This window comes from Bradyrhizobium sp. 76, from assembly GCF_023073025.1.
Taxonomy (GTDB): Bacteria; Pseudomonadota; Alphaproteobacteria; order Rhizobiales; family Xanthobacteraceae; genus Bradyrhizobium.
In genome coordinates this window covers 379,747-398,587 of record NZ_JADPIS010000102.1, presented here as the reverse complement: position 1 = coordinate 398,587, position 18,841 = coordinate 379,747, and the positions used below count along the sequence as shown (strand labels likewise).

The 18,841-nt window shown below is 63.6% G+C and carries 18 protein-coding genes and 1 tRNA gene; 10 read left to right on the top strand and 9 right to left on the bottom strand.

The window, feature by feature from the left end; genetic code table 11:
* Nucleotides 1–78: 78 nt before the first annotated feature.
* Both IVB48_RS25825 and IVB48_RS25820 read right to left on the bottom strand, forming a co-directional pair.
* Complete coding sequence (locus IVB48_RS25825) at nt 79–2,844, bottom strand: di-heme-cytochrome C peroxidase (RefSeq protein ID WP_247404164.1); 2,766 nt, start codon at nt 2,842–2,844, stop codon at nt 79–81.
* Nucleotides 2,845–3,019: 175 nt separating this feature from the next.
* The gene (locus tag IVB48_RS25820; RefSeq protein WP_247404161.1) at nt 3,020–4,816 is read right to left on the bottom strand and encodes a tetratricopeptide repeat protein; all 1,797 of its coding nucleotides are present in this window, start codon (nt 4,814–4,816) and stop codon (nt 3,020–3,022) included.
* Nucleotides 4,817–5,062: 246 nt separating this feature from the next.
* Between IVB48_RS25820 and IVB48_RS25815 the strand changes: the two genes are divergently transcribed.
* Entirely contained in the window at nt 5,063–5,695 is a 633-nt protein-coding gene (locus IVB48_RS25815; RefSeq protein ID WP_247404159.1) for a LysE family translocator, read from the top strand.
* Nucleotides 5,696–5,701: 6 nt separating this feature from the next.
* Here the strand turns inward: IVB48_RS25815 and IVB48_RS25810 are convergent, their stop codons facing one another.
* Entirely contained in the window at nt 5,702–6,454 is a 753-nt protein-coding gene (locus tag IVB48_RS25810) for a sulfite exporter TauE/SafE family protein (RefSeq protein WP_247404156.1), read from the bottom strand.
* 89 nt (nt 6,455–6,543) lie between these two features.
* Here IVB48_RS25810 and IVB48_RS25805 point away from each other — a divergent pair, with 89 nt between their 5' ends.
* Nucleotides 6,544–7,434: a LysR substrate-binding domain-containing protein gene (locus IVB48_RS25805; RefSeq protein WP_027565523.1), complete on the top strand. Its 891-nt coding sequence runs from the start codon at nt 6,544–6,546 to the stop codon at nt 7,432–7,434.
* A gap of 6 nt (nt 7,435–7,440) precedes the next feature.
* Here IVB48_RS25805 and IVB48_RS25800 read toward each other — a convergent pair whose 3' ends face one another.
* The 3 genes from IVB48_RS25800 to IVB48_RS25790 form a co-directional block, all read right to left on the bottom strand.
* Complete coding sequence (locus IVB48_RS25800) at nt 7,441–8,406, bottom strand: tripartite tricarboxylate transporter substrate binding protein (RefSeq protein ID WP_247404153.1); 966 nt, start codon at nt 8,404–8,406, stop codon at nt 7,441–7,443.
* Between the two features lie 75 nt (nt 8,407–8,481).
* Nucleotides 8,482–9,264, bottom strand: a complete 783-nt coding sequence (gene hisN, locus IVB48_RS25795) for a histidinol-phosphatase (RefSeq protein ID WP_247284704.1) — start codon at nt 9,262–9,264, stop codon at nt 8,482–8,484.
* A 538-nt stretch (nt 9,265–9,802) separates the two neighbouring features.
* Nucleotides 9,803–10,693 carry an N-formylglutamate amidohydrolase gene (locus IVB48_RS25790; RefSeq protein WP_247404150.1) on the bottom strand — a complete coding sequence of 297 codons (891 nt, stop codon included), beginning with the start codon at nt 10,691–10,693 and terminating at the stop codon, nt 9,803–9,805.
* A gap of 420 nt (nt 10,694–11,113) precedes the next feature.
* On the opposite strand from IVB48_RS25790, the gene IVB48_RS25785 reads away from it, so the two are divergent.
* From IVB48_RS25785 to IVB48_RS25760, 6 genes are all read left to right on the top strand, one after another.
* Nucleotides 11,114–11,473: a response regulator gene (locus tag IVB48_RS25785; protein WP_007597092.1), complete on the top strand. Its 360-nt coding sequence runs from the start codon at nt 11,114–11,116 to the stop codon at nt 11,471–11,473.
* 74 nt (nt 11,474–11,547) lie between these two features.
* Nucleotides 11,548–11,622: transfer RNA gene (locus IVB48_RS25780), tRNA-Val, on the top strand.
* 140 nt (nt 11,623–11,762) lie between these two features.
* Complete coding sequence (locus tag IVB48_RS25775; RefSeq protein WP_027565519.1) at nt 11,763–11,978, top strand: DUF2945 domain-containing protein; 216 nt, start codon at nt 11,763–11,765, stop codon at nt 11,976–11,978.
* A 6-nt stretch (nt 11,979–11,984) separates the two neighbouring features.
* Nucleotides 11,985–12,521, top strand: coding sequence for a DUF488 domain-containing protein (locus tag IVB48_RS25770; RefSeq protein WP_247404147.1), 537 nt, complete (start codon nt 11,985–11,987; stop codon nt 12,519–12,521).
* Between the two features lie 161 nt (nt 12,522–12,682).
* Nucleotides 12,683–13,114, top strand: coding sequence for an L-2-amino-thiazoline-4-carboxylic acid hydrolase (locus tag IVB48_RS25765; RefSeq protein WP_247404144.1), 432 nt, complete (start codon nt 12,683–12,685; stop codon nt 13,112–13,114).
* 14 nt (nt 13,115–13,128) lie between these two features.
* Nucleotides 13,129–13,371: a hypothetical protein gene (locus IVB48_RS25760; RefSeq protein ID WP_247404141.1), complete on the top strand. Its 243-nt coding sequence runs from the start codon at nt 13,129–13,131 to the stop codon at nt 13,369–13,371.
* Nucleotides 13,372–13,383: 12 nt separating this feature from the next.
* On the opposite strand, the gene IVB48_RS25755 is transcribed toward IVB48_RS25760, so the two are convergent.
* A complete protein-coding gene (locus IVB48_RS25755; RefSeq protein ID WP_247404137.1) occupies nt 13,384–13,848 on the bottom strand; it encodes an NUDIX hydrolase in 465 nt (154 codons plus the stop codon).
* A gap of 138 nt (nt 13,849–13,986) precedes the next feature.
* On the opposite strand from IVB48_RS25755, the gene IVB48_RS25750 reads away from it, so the two are divergent.
* Nucleotides 13,987–14,409 (top strand): RidA family protein, encoded by a 423-nt coding sequence (locus IVB48_RS25750; RefSeq protein WP_247404133.1) that lies wholly within the window; start codon nt 13,987–13,989, stop codon nt 14,407–14,409.
* A 68-nt stretch (nt 14,410–14,477) separates the two neighbouring features.
* Here the strand turns inward: IVB48_RS25750 and IVB48_RS25745 are convergent, their stop codons facing one another.
* Entirely contained in the window at nt 14,478–15,569 is a 1,092-nt protein-coding gene (locus IVB48_RS25745; protein ID WP_247404131.1) for an enolase C-terminal domain-like protein, read from the bottom strand.
* Between the two features lie 176 nt (nt 15,570–15,745).
* Here IVB48_RS25745 and IVB48_RS25740 point away from each other — a divergent pair, with 176 nt between their 5' ends.
* Nucleotides 15,746–17,308: an adenylate/guanylate cyclase domain-containing protein gene (locus IVB48_RS25740; protein WP_027565513.1), complete on the top strand. Its 1,563-nt coding sequence runs from the start codon at nt 15,746–15,748 to the stop codon at nt 17,306–17,308.
* A 221-nt stretch (nt 17,309–17,529) separates the two neighbouring features.
* Here IVB48_RS25740 and IVB48_RS25735 read toward each other — a convergent pair whose 3' ends face one another.
* Nucleotides 17,530–18,756: an ABC transporter substrate-binding protein gene (locus IVB48_RS25735; protein WP_247404367.1), complete on the bottom strand. Its 1,227-nt coding sequence runs from the start codon at nt 18,754–18,756 to the stop codon at nt 17,530–17,532.
* Nucleotides 18,757–18,841 lie beyond the last annotated feature (85 nt).

Sequence of the window (18,841 nt, the reverse complement as noted above, 5' to 3'; positions counted from 1 at the left end):
TCCACGTTCTTAGCGCCGTGAGGCAGATCATGGATGGCCGGGACAAGCCCGGCCATGACGAGGAAGTAGAATCACTCGCTACAGCGTCTTCAGATACTCGATCAGATCGTAGCGCTCGTTGTCGTCCTTGAACACGCGGCCGATCACGCCGGGACGTTTTTGCTCGCCCGGCTTGCGCTCGAAGGAATGGCCGAGCACGCTGTTGCCCTGGATCGGATCCTTGTCCGACCCGGCCGAGAACTCGGTTTCACCCGTCTTGCACTTCTCGTCGGCGGTGACCGCAAAGCCGACGGTCACCGGATCATAGTCGCGGCGGCCCATGCAGAATTTTTGCGGGCGCTCGCTTGCAGGCTTCAGCAACCAGTAGAGAGACGGCACCGAGCCGTTGTGCAGATAGGGCGCCGTGGCCCAGATGCCGTTCAGCGGCCGTGCCCGATAGCGTGCTCCCCCCACCGGATTGAGGCAGTTCTTGCGCGCGAGATTCCACAATTTCGCCCGCTCGGCGTCCGGAGTCTTCTCGTCGTCCATCCATTTGCGGGCGACGAGATCCACCACCGTCATCAGCCCGAGCGCATACACCATCTCGGTCGGGGAGCTTGCGGTCGAGACGTCACATTGCCACCATTTCTGGAGGTCGGCCGTATTCACCTTCAGGAAGCCGGGCAGATCGACGATCCTGTTGCTGAGCACGAGCGACTGTTCGGGATCCGTCTTGATCTCGTCGAGGGGGATCGTCACCGCGTTCAGCACCTTGTTGTCGCCGCTGGGCTCCCAATGTCCCGAAGACCAGAAAGCCGGGGTGTCGATCGCCGGCAGATGGCATCCGGAACACATCTCGGCGTAGATCTTGCGGCCATTGTCGACCTTCTTCTGATCGAGCCTCCAATTGTCGCCGAGGATCTGAGAGGGCCATTTCGGCGCCAGCAGGCCGCCGAACTTCGGACCGGTGGAGGGATCGGCCGTCTTGAACGGATCGGGCCCCCTGAGCATGTCCTCGATCCAGCCGAGCGTGTTGATATGAACGGAGGACCGCCATAGCCTGTCCTCAGGGTAGGCGTCGGACAGATTGAGCAGCGCCGTCACGCCGAGGGCTTCGCCGGCGTTGCGGATCAGCGGCTGCTCGATCGAGGCGTCGTACTGGGCGAACTTGAACCAGGGCACGGTCCAGATCGGGGGATAGCTGACCGGGGCGTCCTGGGCGTGCAGGTTCTTCTCGAATCCCTTGATCCCGCTCAGCGCGAGATCCTGCGAAAAAACCTGATTGCCGATGCGATTGAGAGCGTCGAGGCGACCGAACCCTTCCTCGGTGTCCTGCTGCTGCCTGCCGTTCCAGGTCTTCTTGCCTTCAATCGTCTTTTGCTGGGTTTGCGCCCAGTCGATCAGGAAGTTGCCGATCGCGCTGAGCTTCTGCTTGAGCGCGGCGCGGTCAGCCTTGCTGGCATCGGAGCCGAGTACGCGATCGGCGAAGCGCTGGAAGCGGAACGGCACGTAAAGCGTGTAGGCGATCGACAGGCCGGTGGAGAGCTCGAGCTTCTTCAGATCGGTCATGGCCGGGCCGCCGTCGAAACGCACGTCCACGCCCTGGTAGTGGATCTGGCCGGTATGGCAGCCCGCGCAGGTCAGTCCGATCTTGTCCTCTTCGCGACGGCCCGTCGCGGGATCGATGACACCGGTCATCCGTGCGAAACCGACCGGCAGGCCGTCGACGTTCTCCGCCGGCGTCCACCTGGTCGACCAGTCCGGCGCCTGCGTCGTCTCGTAGACATTGGCGTAGCCGAAGTGGCGTAGTGACGTCGCATCGGTCTGGATCGACTGCGGGCTCGGGATGAACCCGAAGCGCTCGAGATAGGCGCTGTCCGTCATCATGCCCGGCCGCGAGAACAAATGCAGGCGCGGCTGCTCCAGCGCCATGAACCATTCGTAAGGCACCGGGAAGGTCGCGGTGCCCTGGCTGGCATGGTGAAACCAGTGCCTGTCCTTCAGCGACCAGTTCTGTTCGAGCCAAAAGGCCGCCTTCGTCTCGGGGACCGTGGGCAAGGGCGGCGGCAGGAGATTCACGAGAATTCCCTTTTGCGGCAGCATGGCGCGCACCTGGTCGGGGAATTCGGCGACCGCAACGAGCAAGGCGAGACCGAGGGCGACGAGCAGGGCCGCAACCTTGAGGGCGCCCCGCACCACGCGCTGGCAGGTCGACAGCACCGGCTGCGATACGAGCCGCTGGTTGATGCGAGCAGGGAATTGCCGCTCGTTGAACAGAGTGCGCACGTCGGCCACGCTGAGATAGCGGTCCTCACCCGCGCCCTTGCCCGCGATCTTCAGGAGGATCGGCCACTCGAACTTCATCAGCAGGGGGTAGTACCAGCGCGCGGCGCTGCCGGCGCGCTTGAGGTTGTCGCGCATGAAGACGCCGATTTCCGAGGCGTTGAGACCCGGCTCGGAGCCGCCGCCGTTCGGATCCTGGTAGGTCCGGCCGAAGCTCGCAAACCGCGCAAGCTCGTCCTCATCGACCTTGCCGTCGACGCCGAGGACGCGCGAGCCGGCACCGCGCTTGTCGAGGGGACCGCCACGCAACGCGTCGAGCTGCGCGCCCGAAAATATGCTCTTCAGGATGTGACCCAGACCGTTGGCGATAAGCGCGACGCCGCGGACCTGGATGCGGGCCGAGACCTTCTTCAGCCCGGTCTCGCCGCTCGCATTCGCGATCGTTTGCGACAGCGTGCCGAGCGGGACGGCTCCGCCGTCAACAAACCCCTCGCCGACGAGGCCGCGGAGGAATGGACAGGGATTGTTCGGCGAGACCTGGATCGAGGGGTCGAAGGGGGGCTTCGGAGCGGAGTCATGCATGGCCCAAAATCCTGAAAACGGCGAATCGTGAAATACAGACGCGGCGATAGAGCGCGGAAAGTCCTGACAAACCGACAACACATTATACTACTTCAGCGTGTACCGGAGTGTGGCTGAATTCACTGTCGTGTCAATAAAGGCGGAGGGGACATTGCCGCGTGGCCGCGGCTGGCCCTCAGGATTCGGCGACGCGTTTGACGTCGCTCGAAACCAGGGTCAGTTTGCCGAGCGGCACACCCGCATTCAAGAGTCCGGCGCGGTAATGGGCGAGGTCCTCGGGCCGCTTCCAGTGGAAATTGCGCAAATGACGGTCGACATTCAGGGTCGGGTAGTTAGCCACGAGCACGCGGGTCGCCTCGACCGCCTCGTCGCCCCGCCCCAATTGCGCCAGCGCCGCGGCGCGGATTGCCAGCGCCTGCAAATGGTTCGGGTTGATGTAGAGCTGTTCTCGAGCCCATGACAGGGTCGCGTCATATTGGCCCAGCAGATAATGGCTGAAGGCGTTCAGCGCGGCCCATTGGTAGCGCGGATCGCTGTTGTCGCGCTGTGCGGCCAGCGAGAACAGCTCGATCGCCTCGCGGTGCTCGCCGATGGCGAAATGGCAGATGCCGAGCACGCCGCGCGCGCCGTTGTCGTAGGGGTTGAGCGCGACGGCGCGCTTGGCGGCGTCCATCGCGGCCTCGTAATGGCCCTCCAGCGCGTGGGTCCAGGACAGGATCGAGAACGCAAATGACGAGCGCGGATCGAGCCGGACGCTGGTTTCGGCAAGCTTCATCGCCTCGGCCCACATCTCGCGCGTGCCCTTGACCCAGCCGAACTGGATGCTCTGGATCTGGATCGTGGCGAGATAGGCGTGCGCAATCGACAGCTTGGGCTCGAGCCTGATGGCCTCCCGGAACAGATCGACGGCGACGGCAAGGTCTTCCTTGGTTTGCCGATAATAGTGCGACAGCCCCTTGAGGAAGCGGTCCCAGGCGGTGACGTCGGTCGAGAGCCGCGCCGGCGCCGAGGCCTCGGCCCGGACGATCTCGGTGGCGATGGCGGCGGACAGGTTGGTGGTGATCTCGTCCTGCATCGCGAAGAGATCGCCCATGTCGCGGTCGTAGCGGCCTGTCCAGAGCTGCTCGCCGGTCTCCGGCGCGATCAGCTCGGCGGTGACGCGGATCTTGGCTCCGGCACGCCGCACCGAACCCTGGATCAGATAGCTAGCGTCGATCTCCCGCGCGATCAGGCGGGTGCTGACGTTGTTGCCCTTGAACACGAAAGTCGAGTTGCGGCTCAGCACGCGGTAGAAGGATTGCAGCGACAGCGCGTGGATCAGATCCTCGGTCAGGCCGTCGGAGAAATACTCGTCCTGTGCGTCGCTGAGATTGGCAAAGGGCAGCACGCCGACGATCGCCGTGCGGTACTGCTGCGAGAGGGCGGATGCCTCCCTCAGCGCGGGCGCAAGCGCCGGTGCACCCTCAGGTGTCCAAGTCCAGACCCCGATCGGATCCTTGATGTTCTTGAAGCGGTGGTTGCCGGCATCGACCAGCGGCACGGTGAGATGCTTGCTGGCCTCCTTGTAGGCCTTGGCCGAGATCGCGAAGCCGCCGGGGCTCGCCACGGCTTCGAGGCGGACGGCAATGTTGACATCGTCACCGAAGACCTCGTCCTCGTCGGCGATGACGTCACCCATATGGATCCCGAGGCGGAATTGCATGGCGCGATCGGCGGGCAGATGGTGATTGCGCTCCGCCATCAGCGTCTGCATCGCGATCGCGGCCTCGGTGGCGCCGACGATCGAGGGGAATTCCAGCAGGAAGCCGTCGCCGGTGTTTTTGACGACGCGGCCGCCGTGATTGAGGATGATGGGGTGGATCGCGCTGCGATGGGCCTTGAAGGCGGCATGGGTGCCGGCCTCATCGGTGCCCATCATGCGCGAATAGCCGGCGACATCGGCGCAGACAATGGCAGCCAGACGTCTTTCCATATTCCGGAGCTCCAAGAGACTTGCAAGAGACTTGGAAGAAATCGAGGACCGGCCACGGCGTCGCAGTCGCCTCGAATCCCGCGATCAAAGAACCCGTTCCTTATAGAGCAGATGAGGCTGAGCGAAAGTACGAACCGCATTGCAAATTCGAGGTAAATCCCCGGCAATCCCGGCAGTGGACGGGGACGAGCGAACCCACTAAGCCGGCCTCTTGGGCCATGGTTGGGCGACGGAGGCACGTCACACATGCTGGGCATTCACGAAATCTGGCTCTTCGTCCTGTCAGGCGTGCTGCTCAACATCACGCCGGGGCCTGATACGGTCTATGTGATCGGCCGCAGCATGCAGCTGGGCTGGCGAGGTGGCGCCGCGGCCGCGCTGGGCATCAGTTGCGGCTGCTTTTTCCACGTCGCGGGCGCGGCAATCGGCCTTTCGGCCCTGCTGATGGCCTCGTCGACCGCGTTCTCGATCCTGAAGCTGGTCGGAGCGGCCTATCTCGTCGTGACCGGGCTTCAGATGCTGTGGTCGCGCCCGGTGCTGGCCTCGGCCATCGACGAGCCGGTGCAGAGCTCGCTGCGGCGGGTTTTCCTCCAGGGCGTCTTCACCAACGCGCTCAATCCCAAGGTCGCGCTGTTCTTCCTGGCCTTCCTGCCGCAATTCGTCGCAGCCGACTCGGCGCACAAGCCGCTCGCCTTCCTGACGCTCGGCCTGATCTTCATCTGCACGGGAACGCTGTGGTGCCTGGTGCTGGCGGCGTTCGCGGCAAAGGCCGCCCACCGCTTGCGGAGCTCCGAAGGCGCGGTCGCCTGGGTCAACCGTGCCCTCGGCGGCCTCTTCATCTATCTCGGCATCCGAGTCGCCATGCTGGAGACGCGGTAACGTCCTTTACGCGAATTCCTTCAGCACCGCGCTGCCGGCGAGATAGAGGCCGAGCAGGATCATCGCGATCAGGAACCAGCGGCGAAACGCTTCCGCCGGCATCCGCGCCCGCACCGTTTGGCCGATATACATGCCGGCAAACGCGCAGGCCATGCCGACGGCGCCCGGCACCGCGTTGGCCGGCGTCAGCAATCCGCCGGCGGTGAGGTTGAAGGCGAGCGCCAGTGTCGCTGTCGTGAAAAACACGCCGAGCGCCTGCACCAGCTCGTCCTTCTCCATGCCGATCGCCTGCATGAACGGCATCGAGGGGATCACCTGCACGCCGGTCGAGGCCGAGATCACGCCGGTGACCAAGCCGACCACGCCGCCGACCCATTTCTCGTTCTTTGGCGCCACGTGAAACTGGAATTTGTTCAGCCCGATGATTGCGTAGATGACCAGGAGTGCGCCGAGCACGATCGTGCCGTAGCGCGCATGCGGACCGGTGAGCGCGCCGGCATTGAGCCAGCACCCGATCACGGTGCCGATCATCAGTGGCCACAGCCGCCTCAGGATGTCGCGCAAATGGGGGCCGACGAAAGTCTGCCAGATGTTGGTGAGGATGGCGGGTACGATCACGATGGCGATCGCGCGGCTTGGCGTCATGCTCACCGCGAGCAGGCCCATGGACACGGTCGGCAGGCCGAGTCCGACCACGCCCTTGACGAATCCGGCAATCAGGAAAACGGCGGCGATGAGAACGAGGAGCGGGTCGATCATATCTGCACATTGACCGATGCCGCGCTTCGGCACAATCTGTAGCTTACGGAGAAAACCTTCGTCTGGAACGAAGGCTGAAGGGACCCGGGATGCGCTTCGACCTCGTCGACCTCCAGCTGTTCATCGCGGTCGCCGACCAGCGCAGCATCACCCGCGGCGCGGAGCGGTCGCATCTGGCCCTGGCCTCGGCCAGCGCGCGCATCAAGGGGCTGGAGGATGCACTCGGCGTCGCGCTGCTCAAGCGCGGGCGCCGCGGCGTCGAATTGACCGCGGCCGGCGAGAGCCTGCTCGATCACGCCCGTCTCGTCATCCACCAGATCGACGCCATGCGCGGCGATCTCGCCGGCTTTGCCAGCGGCGTGCGCGCGAGCGTGCATTTCCTCGCCAATACCTCCGGCCTCTCGGAGCATCTGCCGAAGGCGCTTGCCGGCTTCCTGCGCGAGCACCGCGACGTCGCCATCGACATCGAGGAGCGCGAGAGCACCGACATCGCGGCCGCGATCACTGCGGGCGCGGCCGATCTCGGCTTTGCCGCCGAGCACGCGCTGCCCGATCATATCGAGCGATTCGCCTTCAGCGAGGATCGCCTGACGCTGGTAACGTCCAGGCGCGGCCCGTTCGCGGGCCGCCGCGCGATCGATTTCCAGGAGGCGGGCGCTTGCGAGTTCGTCGGGCTGACCAGCGCCACCGCGCTTCAGGTGCATATATCGAAGCACGCGGCGCGGCTCGGCATGCGGCCGCATTACCGCGCGCGCCTGCGCGACTTCGACGCGATCTGCCAGATGGTCGCCGCCGATGTCGGCGTCGCGCTGGTGCCCGAAGCCGCGGCCCGCCGCTGCGCAAAACTGATGCCGCTCGCCATGGTCCGCCTGCGCGATAGCTGGGCCAACCGCAAACTCGTGATCTGCGCGCGAAGCTTCAAGACGCTGCCGCGCCCGGCCAAGATGCTGGTGGAGCATTTGCGGGCTGCGGCGGTGTGAGCTGCGCTACTTCGCGGTCTCCACGCCGGCGTCCTTGATCACTTTCGCCCATTTCTTGGTCTCGTCCGCGATGAAGCTGCGAAAATGCTCCGGCTCATCGCCGACCAGGGTTGCGCCCTGGGCGGCGAGCTTTTCCTTCACCGCGGGATCCGCCATCGCCTTCGTGGCCAGACCATGCAGCGCGGTGACGATCTCCTTCGGCGTGCCCTTCGGCGCGACCATGCCGTACCAGTTCTCGATGCGCAGATCGGCAAAGCCGGCTTCCGCGGTGGTCGGCACATCAGGCGCCGTCGGCGAACGCTCGGCGGAGCCAACTGCGATCGGTCGCAGGGCGCCCGCCTTGACCTGCGGCAGCAGCACGGGGAGGTCCAGGAACGTCATCTGCACCTGCTGGCCCAGCAGATCGTTCACGGCCGGCGCCGCGCCGCGATAGGGCACGTGCACGATGTCGATTTTGGCCGTCAGCTTGAACAATTCCCCGGCGAGATGCGGCAGGCTGCCGGGGCCGGAGGAGGCGAAGTTGAGTTTTCCCGGCTGCGCCTTGGCGAGCGCGATCAATTCGCCGATGTCCTTTGCGGGCACATTGGTCGCCACCACCAACATTTCCGGCACGGTTGCGACCAGCGTCACCGGCGTGAGGTCGTTGAGCGTATCGTAGGCGACCCGCTCCATGCTCGGGCTGATGGCGAGCGCGCCGGCCGAGGAGATCGCGATGGTATAGCCGTCAGGGGCAGCCTTGGAGATGGCATCGGTGCCGAGGACGCCACCTTGGCCGCCGCGATTGTCGATCAGCACCGGCTGCCCTGACAGCTCCGACATGCGCTGGCCGATCACCCGCGCGATGATGTCGTTGGGGCCGCCGGCCGGGAACGGCACGATCAGCTTGATTGGCTTGGCCGGGAAATTCTGGGCGCAGGCCAGGGTCGGAAACAGAAGCAAGGCCGCGAGAAGGAGCGTGCGCCGGTTGGTCATGCAGGCTCCCTGAAGCATGATCCGGAAAAGTGTGCAGCGGTTTTCCGAGAGGATCATGCGCAAACAATAAATCGCTTATCCGTTGAGCAGTTTCAGTGCTTCTTCGTGAACCCTGGCGTCGCCGGCCGCGACGATGCGGCCGCCGCCCTGCGCCGGCTTGCCTTCCCAGGTGGTGACGACGCCGCCAGCGCCGGTCACGATCGGGATCAGGGCTGCGATGTCGTAAGGCTTCAGCTCGGTCTCGACCACGAGATCGACGTGACCCGCCGCCAGCATGCAATAGGAGTAGCAGTCGCCGCCATAGCGCGACAGCCGCGCGCCCTTCTCGATGCGGCCGAAGATGGCGCGGTCGCGCTCGTTCATCAGCAGCGGGCTGGTGGTGTAGGTCGTCGCCTCCGACAGCGAAGCACAGCGCCGGACCTGGAGCCGGCGCTCGCCGGAGGGGCCATTATAATGAGCCGAGCCGCTGTCGCCGGAAAAGCGTTCGCCGATGAAGGGCTGGTGCATCATGCCGTAGACCGGCGTGCCCTTGTGCAGGAGCGCGATCAGCGTGCCCCAGATCGGAAAGCCGCCGATGAAGGATTTGGTGCCGTCGATGGGGTCGAGCACCCAGACGTAATCCGAATCCTCGCGCTCGTTGCCGAATTCCTCGCCGACGATGCCGTGCTGGGGAAAGTTGGCCTTGATCAGACGCCGCATCACCGCCTCCGCGGCGCGGTCGGCCTCGGTTACGGGGTCGAAATCCTTGGTCTTGCTCTTGTCCTCGATCGACAGCGAGGTGCGGAAGAACGGCAGGATGGTTTCGCCGGAGGCGGTGGCGAGCCGTCCGATGAAGGCGGAGAAATCGATCACCGTCACGGCGTATCCTCAAAAAGCGAAAGTCGGGTGAAGCTCACTCCTGCCTAGCTCAAATCGGAAGGATCGTGCAGCGCTGTCTTGCTTTTGCACCCTGGTATTTTGGATGCCGGAAGCGTTCGCCTCGTCAAAGACACCCGCTGGGCAAATATCGATCATTGAGTTGAAACCTTAGTTCCGGATTTGCCTCGTTGGTATGCAAATGATTATCAACCCATTGAATTTACTTATCAAAGGAGCTGAATCCGGGTTTCTCTGGAAGCAACCGAGCTATGTCCTCATTGCATGGGAAACCGCTCGAAAGCCCTTGCACTTTGTGCGTCGCGGCCGCATATTGTTGCGGTGCGGTAGCGCTTCTCGCGTTACTGCTGCCCTCCTTGGGCGTTTCCTCCCTAGACTTGGGCCGCTTCTTCATTAGAAGCGGCCCTTTTTTCTTTCAGCCTCTCATTTCTTTAAGCCTTGGCTTTCATTTCAATGCGCGCCGCGAAACGCGCACGCGCTGATCGCACCCAACACCATTGTTCGAAGAAAAACGTCGCGCTTATTCCGCCGCGGCCTGGAACGGGCCGAGATCGCCGAACGGGACCGTGGTCGCCAGCACGTCGGCGAGCACGCCGAAGTCCGACGCCACTTGCGCAAAGCACGGACTGCGCTCGCGCCGCCGCTCGTCCATGTAGATCGCGCGGTTGAGCTCGAGCTGCACGGCGTGGAGGCCGCTGGCCGGGTTACCGTAATGCTCGGTGATGAAGCCGCCGGCATAGGGCTTGTTGCGGCCGATCGAATAGCCGAGCCCGGACATGGTCTCCTCGACCCGGTCGGGCAATAGCGGCGTGCAGCTGGTGCCGTAGCGGTCGCCGATCACGATGTCGGGCCGCCGCGGCTCGTCGCGGGAGACGCCGACCGAGGGCATCGAATGGCAGTCGACCAGCACGACGGTGCCGAACATCTGGTGCACCTTGTTGATCAGCCGGCGCAGCGCGCGATGATAGGGCTTGTACAGCGTCTCGATCCGCCCCAGCGCGTCGTCGACCAGGATGCGCTCGCGATAGATCTCCTGGCCGTCGCCGACCACGCGCGGAATGGTGCCGAGCCCGCCGGCGACCCGCATCGAGCGGGTGTTGGCAAAGCTCGGCAGGCGCCCGGTGAACATCCGGGGATCGAGCTCATAGGGTTCACGATTGACGTCGACATAGGAGCGCGGAAAGTTGACCCGCACGGTCGGAAAGCCGCGCTCGCTGAGATGGCCGATCAGCTCGTCCATGAAGGAATCTTCGGAACGCCGCAGCGTCGGCAGGTCGATCCTGGAGGCGATGAGGAATTCGTCCGGATAGGTCGAGCCGGAATGGGGCGAGTTGAAGATAATCGGCGCGCGCCATTGCGCGGGCTCAACGATCTCGAAGGCGGGCGACTTGTCGCCGTCAAACCGGGTCATCTTCTCAGGCTTCGTCCCTTGGTGTCAGGCTTCATCCCTTGGCAATCAGGCTTCGCCCCTTGGTATCAGGCTTCGCCTCTCCGTATCAGGCTTCGCCCTTGGCGCCGCACGATCCAACAAGCCCAGCACCGGCCTTAACGCATTGATTCGGCCGATCAGGCGGCTCTTATGTGTCGTCATTGTCCGGAATCGCAACCATCCTGCCAAGCGAAAAGATGAGATCTGCGCTGGAACATGTCTTAACCCTGCGGGCAGCGAGGTGGGGACCGGCAGGTACGGCTCGATTGCTTCATGCCGTATTCCGGTTCACAAGAGTCCGGCAGCGCGAGCTGCGGACGGTAAAGATTTTCACCCCAAATTTACCCTCCGTCGGGCTTAGTGACCTCCGCTGATATCCTCTGGGGATTCGACATTTCCGCCATGCCAAAGATCCTGCTCGCCGAAGACGACAACGACATGCGCCGTTTCCTGGTCAAGGCGCTGGAAAACGCCGGTTTTCAGGTCTCGTCCCACGATAACGGCATGGCCGCCTATCAGCGGCTGCGGGAAGAGCCGTTCGAGATGCTGCTCACCGACATCGTGATGCCGGAGATGGACGGCATCGAGCTCGCCCGCCGGGCCTCGGAACTCGACCCCGACATCAAGATCATGTTCATCACCGGCTTCGCCGCGGTCGCCCTGAACTCGGATTCGGACGCCCCCAAGAACGCCAAGGTGCTGTCCAAGCCCGTGCATTTGCGCGAATTGGTCAGCGAAGTGAACAAGATGCTGGCGGCCTAAATCGGCCCCCTTCCGTCCTTGCACCGGCTCCCGTGAGCCGTTATAGGGACCCGACCCGATCTAGACGACATCTAGGGCGCGTAGCTCAGCGGGAGAGCACTACCTTGACATGGTAGGGGTCACAGGTTCGATCCCTGTCGCGCCCACCACGCTTCGCCTTCGGCTTCGCGTGGCACAGCCAAGACCTCTCGGGCGAAGCGTGTCCGGCGTAGCTCGAAGAGCGGAGACGGACTGGAGCGTTCTGCTCCGCTGCCTGGAACGTCCAGACGCGCTCCCGCATTGGTTCGCCATGCCGAAAGTGTTCAAGCGTGGCGACCATGTCAGCTGGAATTCCGAGGCCGGCCGGGTGCGCGGCCACATCCTCCGCGTGCACACCAAGGACGTCGAGTACAAGGGCTACGTCCACCATGCCAGCCCCGACGATCCGCAATACGAGATCAAAAGCGACAAGACCGATCACGTCGCCTTGCATAAGGGCCGGGCGTTGCACTTGCTCCGGAGCTGACGGGCGATGGCTCACCCATTCTTCACGATCGGCCACGGCACACGTCCAATCGGTGAATTCGTTGTCCTGTTGCAGAGCGTGTCCGTCACGCATCTCGTCGACGTCCGCACCGTGCCCCGCTCGCGCACCAATCCCCAATACAATCGCGAGGCCCTGTCGCAAGCACTCGGGGCCGTTTCGATCGACTATGAGCATATCGCCTCGCTCGGCGGCCTGCGCAGCCGCAAGCGGGAGATACCGCGCGAGACCAATGCTTTCTGGCAGAACGACAGCTTTCACAACTATGCCGACTATGCGGTGAGCGAGAGCTTTCGCGAGGGGCTCGCGCATCTGCGCGAACTCGGGCAAGCGCAGCGATGCGCCATCATGTGTGCCGAGACGGTATGGTGGCGCTGCCACCGGCGGATCATCACCGATTACCTGCTCGCCGGCGGCGAGAGCGTGTTTCACATTATGGGACCCGGGCAGGTCAAACTGGCCGAGATGAATCCGGCGGCGCACATGATGGCTGACGGCCGCTTGGTTTATCCCACGGAAAGTTAGCAAATCGTCGCTATTCGCGGCTATGATTGCTGCAGTCCGTGATCCTCTGGGAGAGTGGGTTATCGCTACCCGTCACCCATAGGGTCTATGATCCTCTTGGTCCGCGACGTGAGTTTGCCATGAGCATTTCCGTGCTCGAACAGGTCAGAATCCAGGCGTAGGTGTTGGTGCCCTTGGTCAAGGCGCTCCAGGCCGAACTCGGCGAGACGCATGCCAACGCGCTGGTGCGCAAGGCGCTCGGCGATCTCTATCGCGGTTTCGGCGAGGAATTCTGGAAAGCCAAGAACGAGAACAATCTCGGCAAGGCGGTGTCCTCCGCCTTCAAGACCTATGCCCGTGACGACGCGCTCGCTTACAATATTGTCGAGCAGACCGAGGACGTCTTCGCGCTTGATGTGAAGCGATGCGCCTATGCCGAGTTCTACAAGGCGCTGGGCGAGCCCAAGCTCGGCTTTCTCCTGGTCTGCACCGCCGACTTTGCGACCGCCGAAGGTTTCGGCCCCGACGTCGCGCTGACGCGAACGCAGACCATCATGCAAGGCGCTCCGCATTGCGACTTCCGCTACCGGCGCGATCCGGGCGGATCACGGTGAAGGAACTCCGACCCATGCGAACGGGCTGTCTTGCCTTAGCTGTATTGTCGGTGATTGCGTCGCGGGCCGACGCAGCCGCCATTGACTGGCAGGCCGAGTTCCAGCGCTGCCGCGCGCTGCGTGAAACCATGGCGCCACTGCTGCAGGCCGGCCAAGGGATATCCGCAGTCGGCCGCTCCAATACGGCCGTGCGGCGTTGCATCTGGATCCAGCGCCGGGCGGTGCGCAAGCAAATCCCGGGCGCGGAGACGTGGTAGCGAGAGCGTCTGTCAGTTGGACTTCTTCTTCGGGGCGAGCAAGTCCTTTAGCCCGGCCGGATAGAGGCTCGGCCCGCCCTCGATGTCGAGGTCGGCGAGGTCGAACCAGCGGGCGATGATCTGCTCCCCGTTATACTCGCGGAAAGTGATTCGATCCTGGCCACTGAACGCGCCGCCGGGAAACGCGACCTCCGCGATGAACATCATCTCATGCCCGGTCGCTCCCTCGTGCAGGAAGATGTTCTCCATCATCGACGGCTCGCCCGTGATGGTGATGTCGATGCCGAGCTCTTCGTAAAATTCCCGCACGAGCGCCGTCCGCCAGCTCTCGCCAAACTCGATCTCGCCGCCGAGCGGGCGCACGCCTTTGATCCGGCCCGCGTCGTCGCGAACCTCGGCCGCGAGCAGCCGCCCGTCACGCCAGTGCAGGCCGATCGCGACGACCCGGATGTGCGGGTGAGGGCGCCATGCGGTCATAGGGGATCGTTATAGTGCGCGCTGCCGCTGCCCAATGTGCGGAAAGAGCCTCGCAGCCTTGATCCGGGACTCGGCGCCTGCCATGGTCCGATCTTCCGCTACGCTCCACCGGATGTGAGAAGAAGGCAGGGTATCGAGATGAGCAGCGTGAACAAGCCCGGCGGCAACTATCTGCCGGTGATCATCCATGGCGGAATTGCCTATGTCAGCGGTCAGCTGCCGCGTCGCGGCGAAGACCTGCTGTACGCGGGCAAGGTCGGCGCCGGTGTCGACATCGCTGCCGCACAGGAGGCGGCAGCCCTCTGCGCCGATCTCTGCATTGCGGCCATCAACCACGCAACAGGCGGAGAGGACAAGATCGTCCAGGTCTTGCAGCTCGTTGGATACATCGCCTCGGCGCCTGGATTTACGCAGCAATCGCAAGTCATGAACGGCGCCTCCGACCGGCTGATCGAGCGCATAGGTGATCGCGGTCGTCATACGCGTACATCTGTTGGCGTCGCCGAGTTGCCGCGGGGCGCACCGGTCGAGCTGAGTATGATTGCCGCTGTTCGGTCGTAGATGGCGTGTTCGCTCGGTGATCGTCAGGTACCGAAGTCCGCGATGTGATGCGCCGCAACGAACGCGGCCTATTCGACCAGATACTTCTTCACCGCGGCCTCGTCCCACGCAATGCCGTTGCCGGGCTCCTCGCTTGGCAGGGCAAAGCCGTCCTTGATCTGCAAACGGGTCGCCAGCACCGCGTCGGCCCAATCGACATATTCCAGCCAGTGCGCGGTGGGCGTTACGCAGAGCAGATGCGCGCTGACTTCCGAGAACAGATGCGTCGACATCTCGATGCCGGCGGCATGCGCCAGCGCGGCGGCGCGCAGCCAGCCGGTGACACCGCCGATGCGTTGCACGTCGGGCATCACGTAGTCGCAGGCTTCCGCCGACAGCGCGGATTGCATCGCGAACGCGCTGTCAAAGTTCTCGCCGATCTGGACCGGGGTGCGCAGCGCATCCGCGATGCGGGCGCAGCCGGAATAGTCGTCGTGACGAATCGGCTCCTCGATCCAGGTGAGCCCCTCGTCGTCGAGCATCTCGCCGCGGCGAATGGCCTCGCTGACCGTCAGCGCCTGATTGTAGTCGCACATCAAGGTCACGTCGTCGCCGACGGCCTTGCGCACCGCGCGCACCACCTTCAGGTCTTCCCGCGCATCGGGACGGCCGACGCGGATCTTTGCGGCTTGAAAACCCTCGGCCAGCAGCTTGTGGGCTTCCTCCACCGCGGCACCCGCCGGCATGATGCCGAGCCCTTTCGAATTGTAGGCCCGAACCGGTTTCGGCGCGCCGCCGAGCAGGCGCGCCAGCGGCAGGCTTCGAGCGCGGGCCAGCGCATCCCATGCCGCCATGTCGATGCCGGATTGCGCCAGCCGCTGCAGGCCGGCCAAACCCAAGAGCGTGAAGCGCTGGGTCAGCTTGCGCTCGATCTCGAACGGCAGCAGTTCATCGCCCGCGACGAGCTCTGACATTTCCGCGACCATCGCCGTCAATGGCTTCAAGGCCGAGGGGGTGATCGAGAACAGATAGGCGTGCCCCCGCGCGCCCAGGTCGGTCTCACAGTCGATCAGCACCAGCGGCGCCTTTGCGACAGCCCCGGTCGAGGTTTTGAGCGGGAGGTTCATCGGCACAATGACGGGCCGCGCATTGAAGCGCTTGATACGGATGGTCTCGGTCATTTGAGGGATCTCCCGGTGGAGTGAATGCAGATTAATGCCGATCTTAAACATTCGCCATGAAACGAAAAGCCGCTTGGCGCGACCACCATAAAATGGGGTTGCGCGGGAGCGCGTTTATTGGCTCTGTTCCGCATCCCCCGAGTTCGAGACAAGAACGCTCATCACGGAGCCAAAGAGTGAAGCAAGAGATCTCCGAAGAACAGCGCAAGAGTGGCATCCTGACCGGTGCCGCGGTCGCCTTCCTCCTGCTCGCTTTGCCGCTCGCAGTGTGGCTGGACCTGACCGAACTCAGCAAGACCGCGCTGCGCCGGCAGGCGATCGACCTGAATTCGGTGATCACGAGCGTGCGCAGCTATTACGCGACCAACGTGGTCGGGCGCATCATCGCCAATCCGAACGGCACGACCAGGGTGGTTCACAACTACGAATCCGTCCCCGGCGGGGTCCCGATCCCGGCCACGCTGTCGTTGGAGCTCGGGCGGGTAATCGGAGCGCAGCAGGAAAACATCACCTACCGTTTCGTCTCGGACTTCCCGTTCCAGAATCGCGCCCCGCACCAGCTCGACAAGTTCGAGAAGGATGCGCTCGAATCGCTTCGCAACGATCCCGAGCAGAAGATCGTCGAGACCGAGACCTCGCTGTTCAACGACAAGGTCCGCTTGATCGCTCCGGTGACGATGGGCCCGGCCTGCGTCAGCTGCCACAACAGCCACCCCGAAAGTCCAAAGAAGGACTGGAAGGTGGGTGACGTCAGGGGCATCCAGGAGGTGATCATCGCCCAGCCGATCGCCGCCAACATCTTCTCGTTCAAATTCCTCTTGGCCTATTTCCTGATCGCGGCCGGCAGCGGCTTGTCGTTTCTCTCGCTGCAGCGCCGTCAGGCGAGCCGCATCAAGGGCATGAACAAGGAGCTTGAATCCGCCAACGACTTCCTCGCCTCACTCTCGATGAAGATCTCGCGTTACATTCCGCCGCAGGTCTACCGAAGCATCTTCTCTGGCCAGAAGGACGTCACCATCCACACCGAACGCAAGAAGCTCACCATCTTCTTCTCGGACATCCAGAACTTCACCGCGACGGCAGAGCGGCTCCAGCCGGAGTTGCTGACCCAGCTCCTCAACGAATATTTCACCGAGATGTCGGCGGTCGCCCACGAATTTGGCGGCACCATCGACAAGTTCATCGGCGATGCCATGCTGATCTTCTTCGGCGATCCCGAGACCAAGGGCGACCGCGCCGACGCCCAGGCCTGCCTCCAGATGGCCTGGCGCATGCAGCACCGCCTCACCGAGCTCAATGCGAAATGGCGCGCCTCCGGCATCGAGCTGCCGTTCAAGGCGCGCATGGGCATCAATTCCGGCTATTGCAATGTCGGCAATTTCGGCAGCAGCGATCGCATGGACTACACCATCATCGGTGCGGAGGCGAACCTCGCCGCGCGCCTGCAATCGATCGCCGAGCCCGGCGGCATCGTGCTGAGCTATGAAACCTTCGCGCTGGTCAGCGACATCGTCCGCGCCCACGCGCTGCCCGCGATCACGATGAAAGGCATCAGCCGCGAAGTGATTCCGTACTCCGTGGATGCGCTGAACGACGCTTCAGTGGAGACAAGCGGCATCATTACCGAGCGTGCCCCCGGGCTGGAGCTCTATCTCGACCCCGCGGTGGTGAAATCCGGCGACGCAGCGCGGGTGCGCTCGCTGCTGGAGAACGCGCTGGCCTCGCTGAAGCCGGTGTGAGGCAGGGCTGTCGCAGTCGCAGTTGAGGTTGTCGAACGTGCTCGGCCTGCATGGTCCGAGACGCCCGCTCTGGCGGGCTCCTCACCATGAGGGTCGGATTTCTCGCTGCGAAAACGCGACCTCATCCTGAGGCCTGCCTAGGCGGGCGTCTCGAAGGATGGCCGCGGGCGAGCTCCCAGTCACGTTTTGTCCGTGCGCTACCGCTGCCAGCGTGAAGCAACTCACCGCGCCGCGCCTTCCGTAAACGCCGTCTCGATCACGTCGCCGAAGGGTTGCCAGGAACGGCCGTCGAACTGGACCAACCGCATCTGCCTGATCGGCAGGTAGCTGGTCGGCGAGGTGTTCATCCTGATGTTGGGCAGGGCGACCGAGGGCTGATAATTCCTCAGCGAAGCCGCCTGACGCATGATGTTCTCGCGCGATAAATCGTCGCCGCATTGCTTCAGCACCTGCGTCAGCGCCTCGGCCGCGGCGTAGCCATAGAGCGCGGCGCTGTTGTTGGTGCTTTCGTCGTGATGGTATTTGTCCATGAAGGCGAACCAGTCCTTCATGGCGGGATCGTCTTTCCACGCGGGATCGCTCGGATCTTTGAGGAAAGCCGCCGAGATCACGCCGGAGGAATTCTCCAGGCCTGCGGGCGCCATCGCATTTGCGATCGAGGCCGAGGCGTCGTTGACGATGAAGACCGGGCGCCATTTCATTGCCGCCGCCAGCTTGATCACCTTGGACGCCGTCGACGGTACACCGAGAAAGACGAAAATATCGGCGCCGGCGCGCTTGAGGATCGAGACGTGTCCGTCGAGATGCTCATCGGCAATGTCGAAGGCGATGTCGACGAGGACGAGACGGTTCAGATCGCCAAGTCCTTCCTCCATGCCCTTGAGAAGCGCACGCCCGAACTGGTCGTTCTGCCAGAGCACCACGATCTTCTTCCTGGGATAATAGGCCTGAAGATAGTTGGCGTAGATGCGCCCCTCCGACCGGAACGACGGCTGCCAGCCCATGGTCCAGGGAAACGCCTTGGCCTGGCTCAGCTCCTCGTCGCCGGAGGCGACGAACAGTTGTGGGATCTTCTTTGCGTTCAGATACCAGCGCGTGGCGAGATTACCGGGTGTGCCGAACGATCCGAACATCAAATGCACGTCGTCCGTCTCGACCAGATTGCGCGTCAGCTCCAGCGCCGTCATCGGATCGGAATTGTCATCGCGCGTGATGAAGCGGATCTTGCGGCCGTTGATGCCGCCGCGCGCGTTGACCATGTCGAAATAGGCAGCTTCCGCCTGACCAATAGCACCGAACTCCGAGAGCGGTCCCGAATACGGCATGACATTGCCGATACGGATTTCGTTGTCGGCGGTGGGCTGATCCGAGTGTTGTTGCTGCGACATCGCTCCGAGCGAGGCCAAGGCGATCATCGAGACGAACAGCATCCTGCCGGTGACGCGCATGCTCAACACCTTGTCGTTGGCCCCCAACGAGGTCGGCTCAGTCCGCAGCAAGGCGAGTTGATCTACGTCAAGCGTTTGTCAAAGC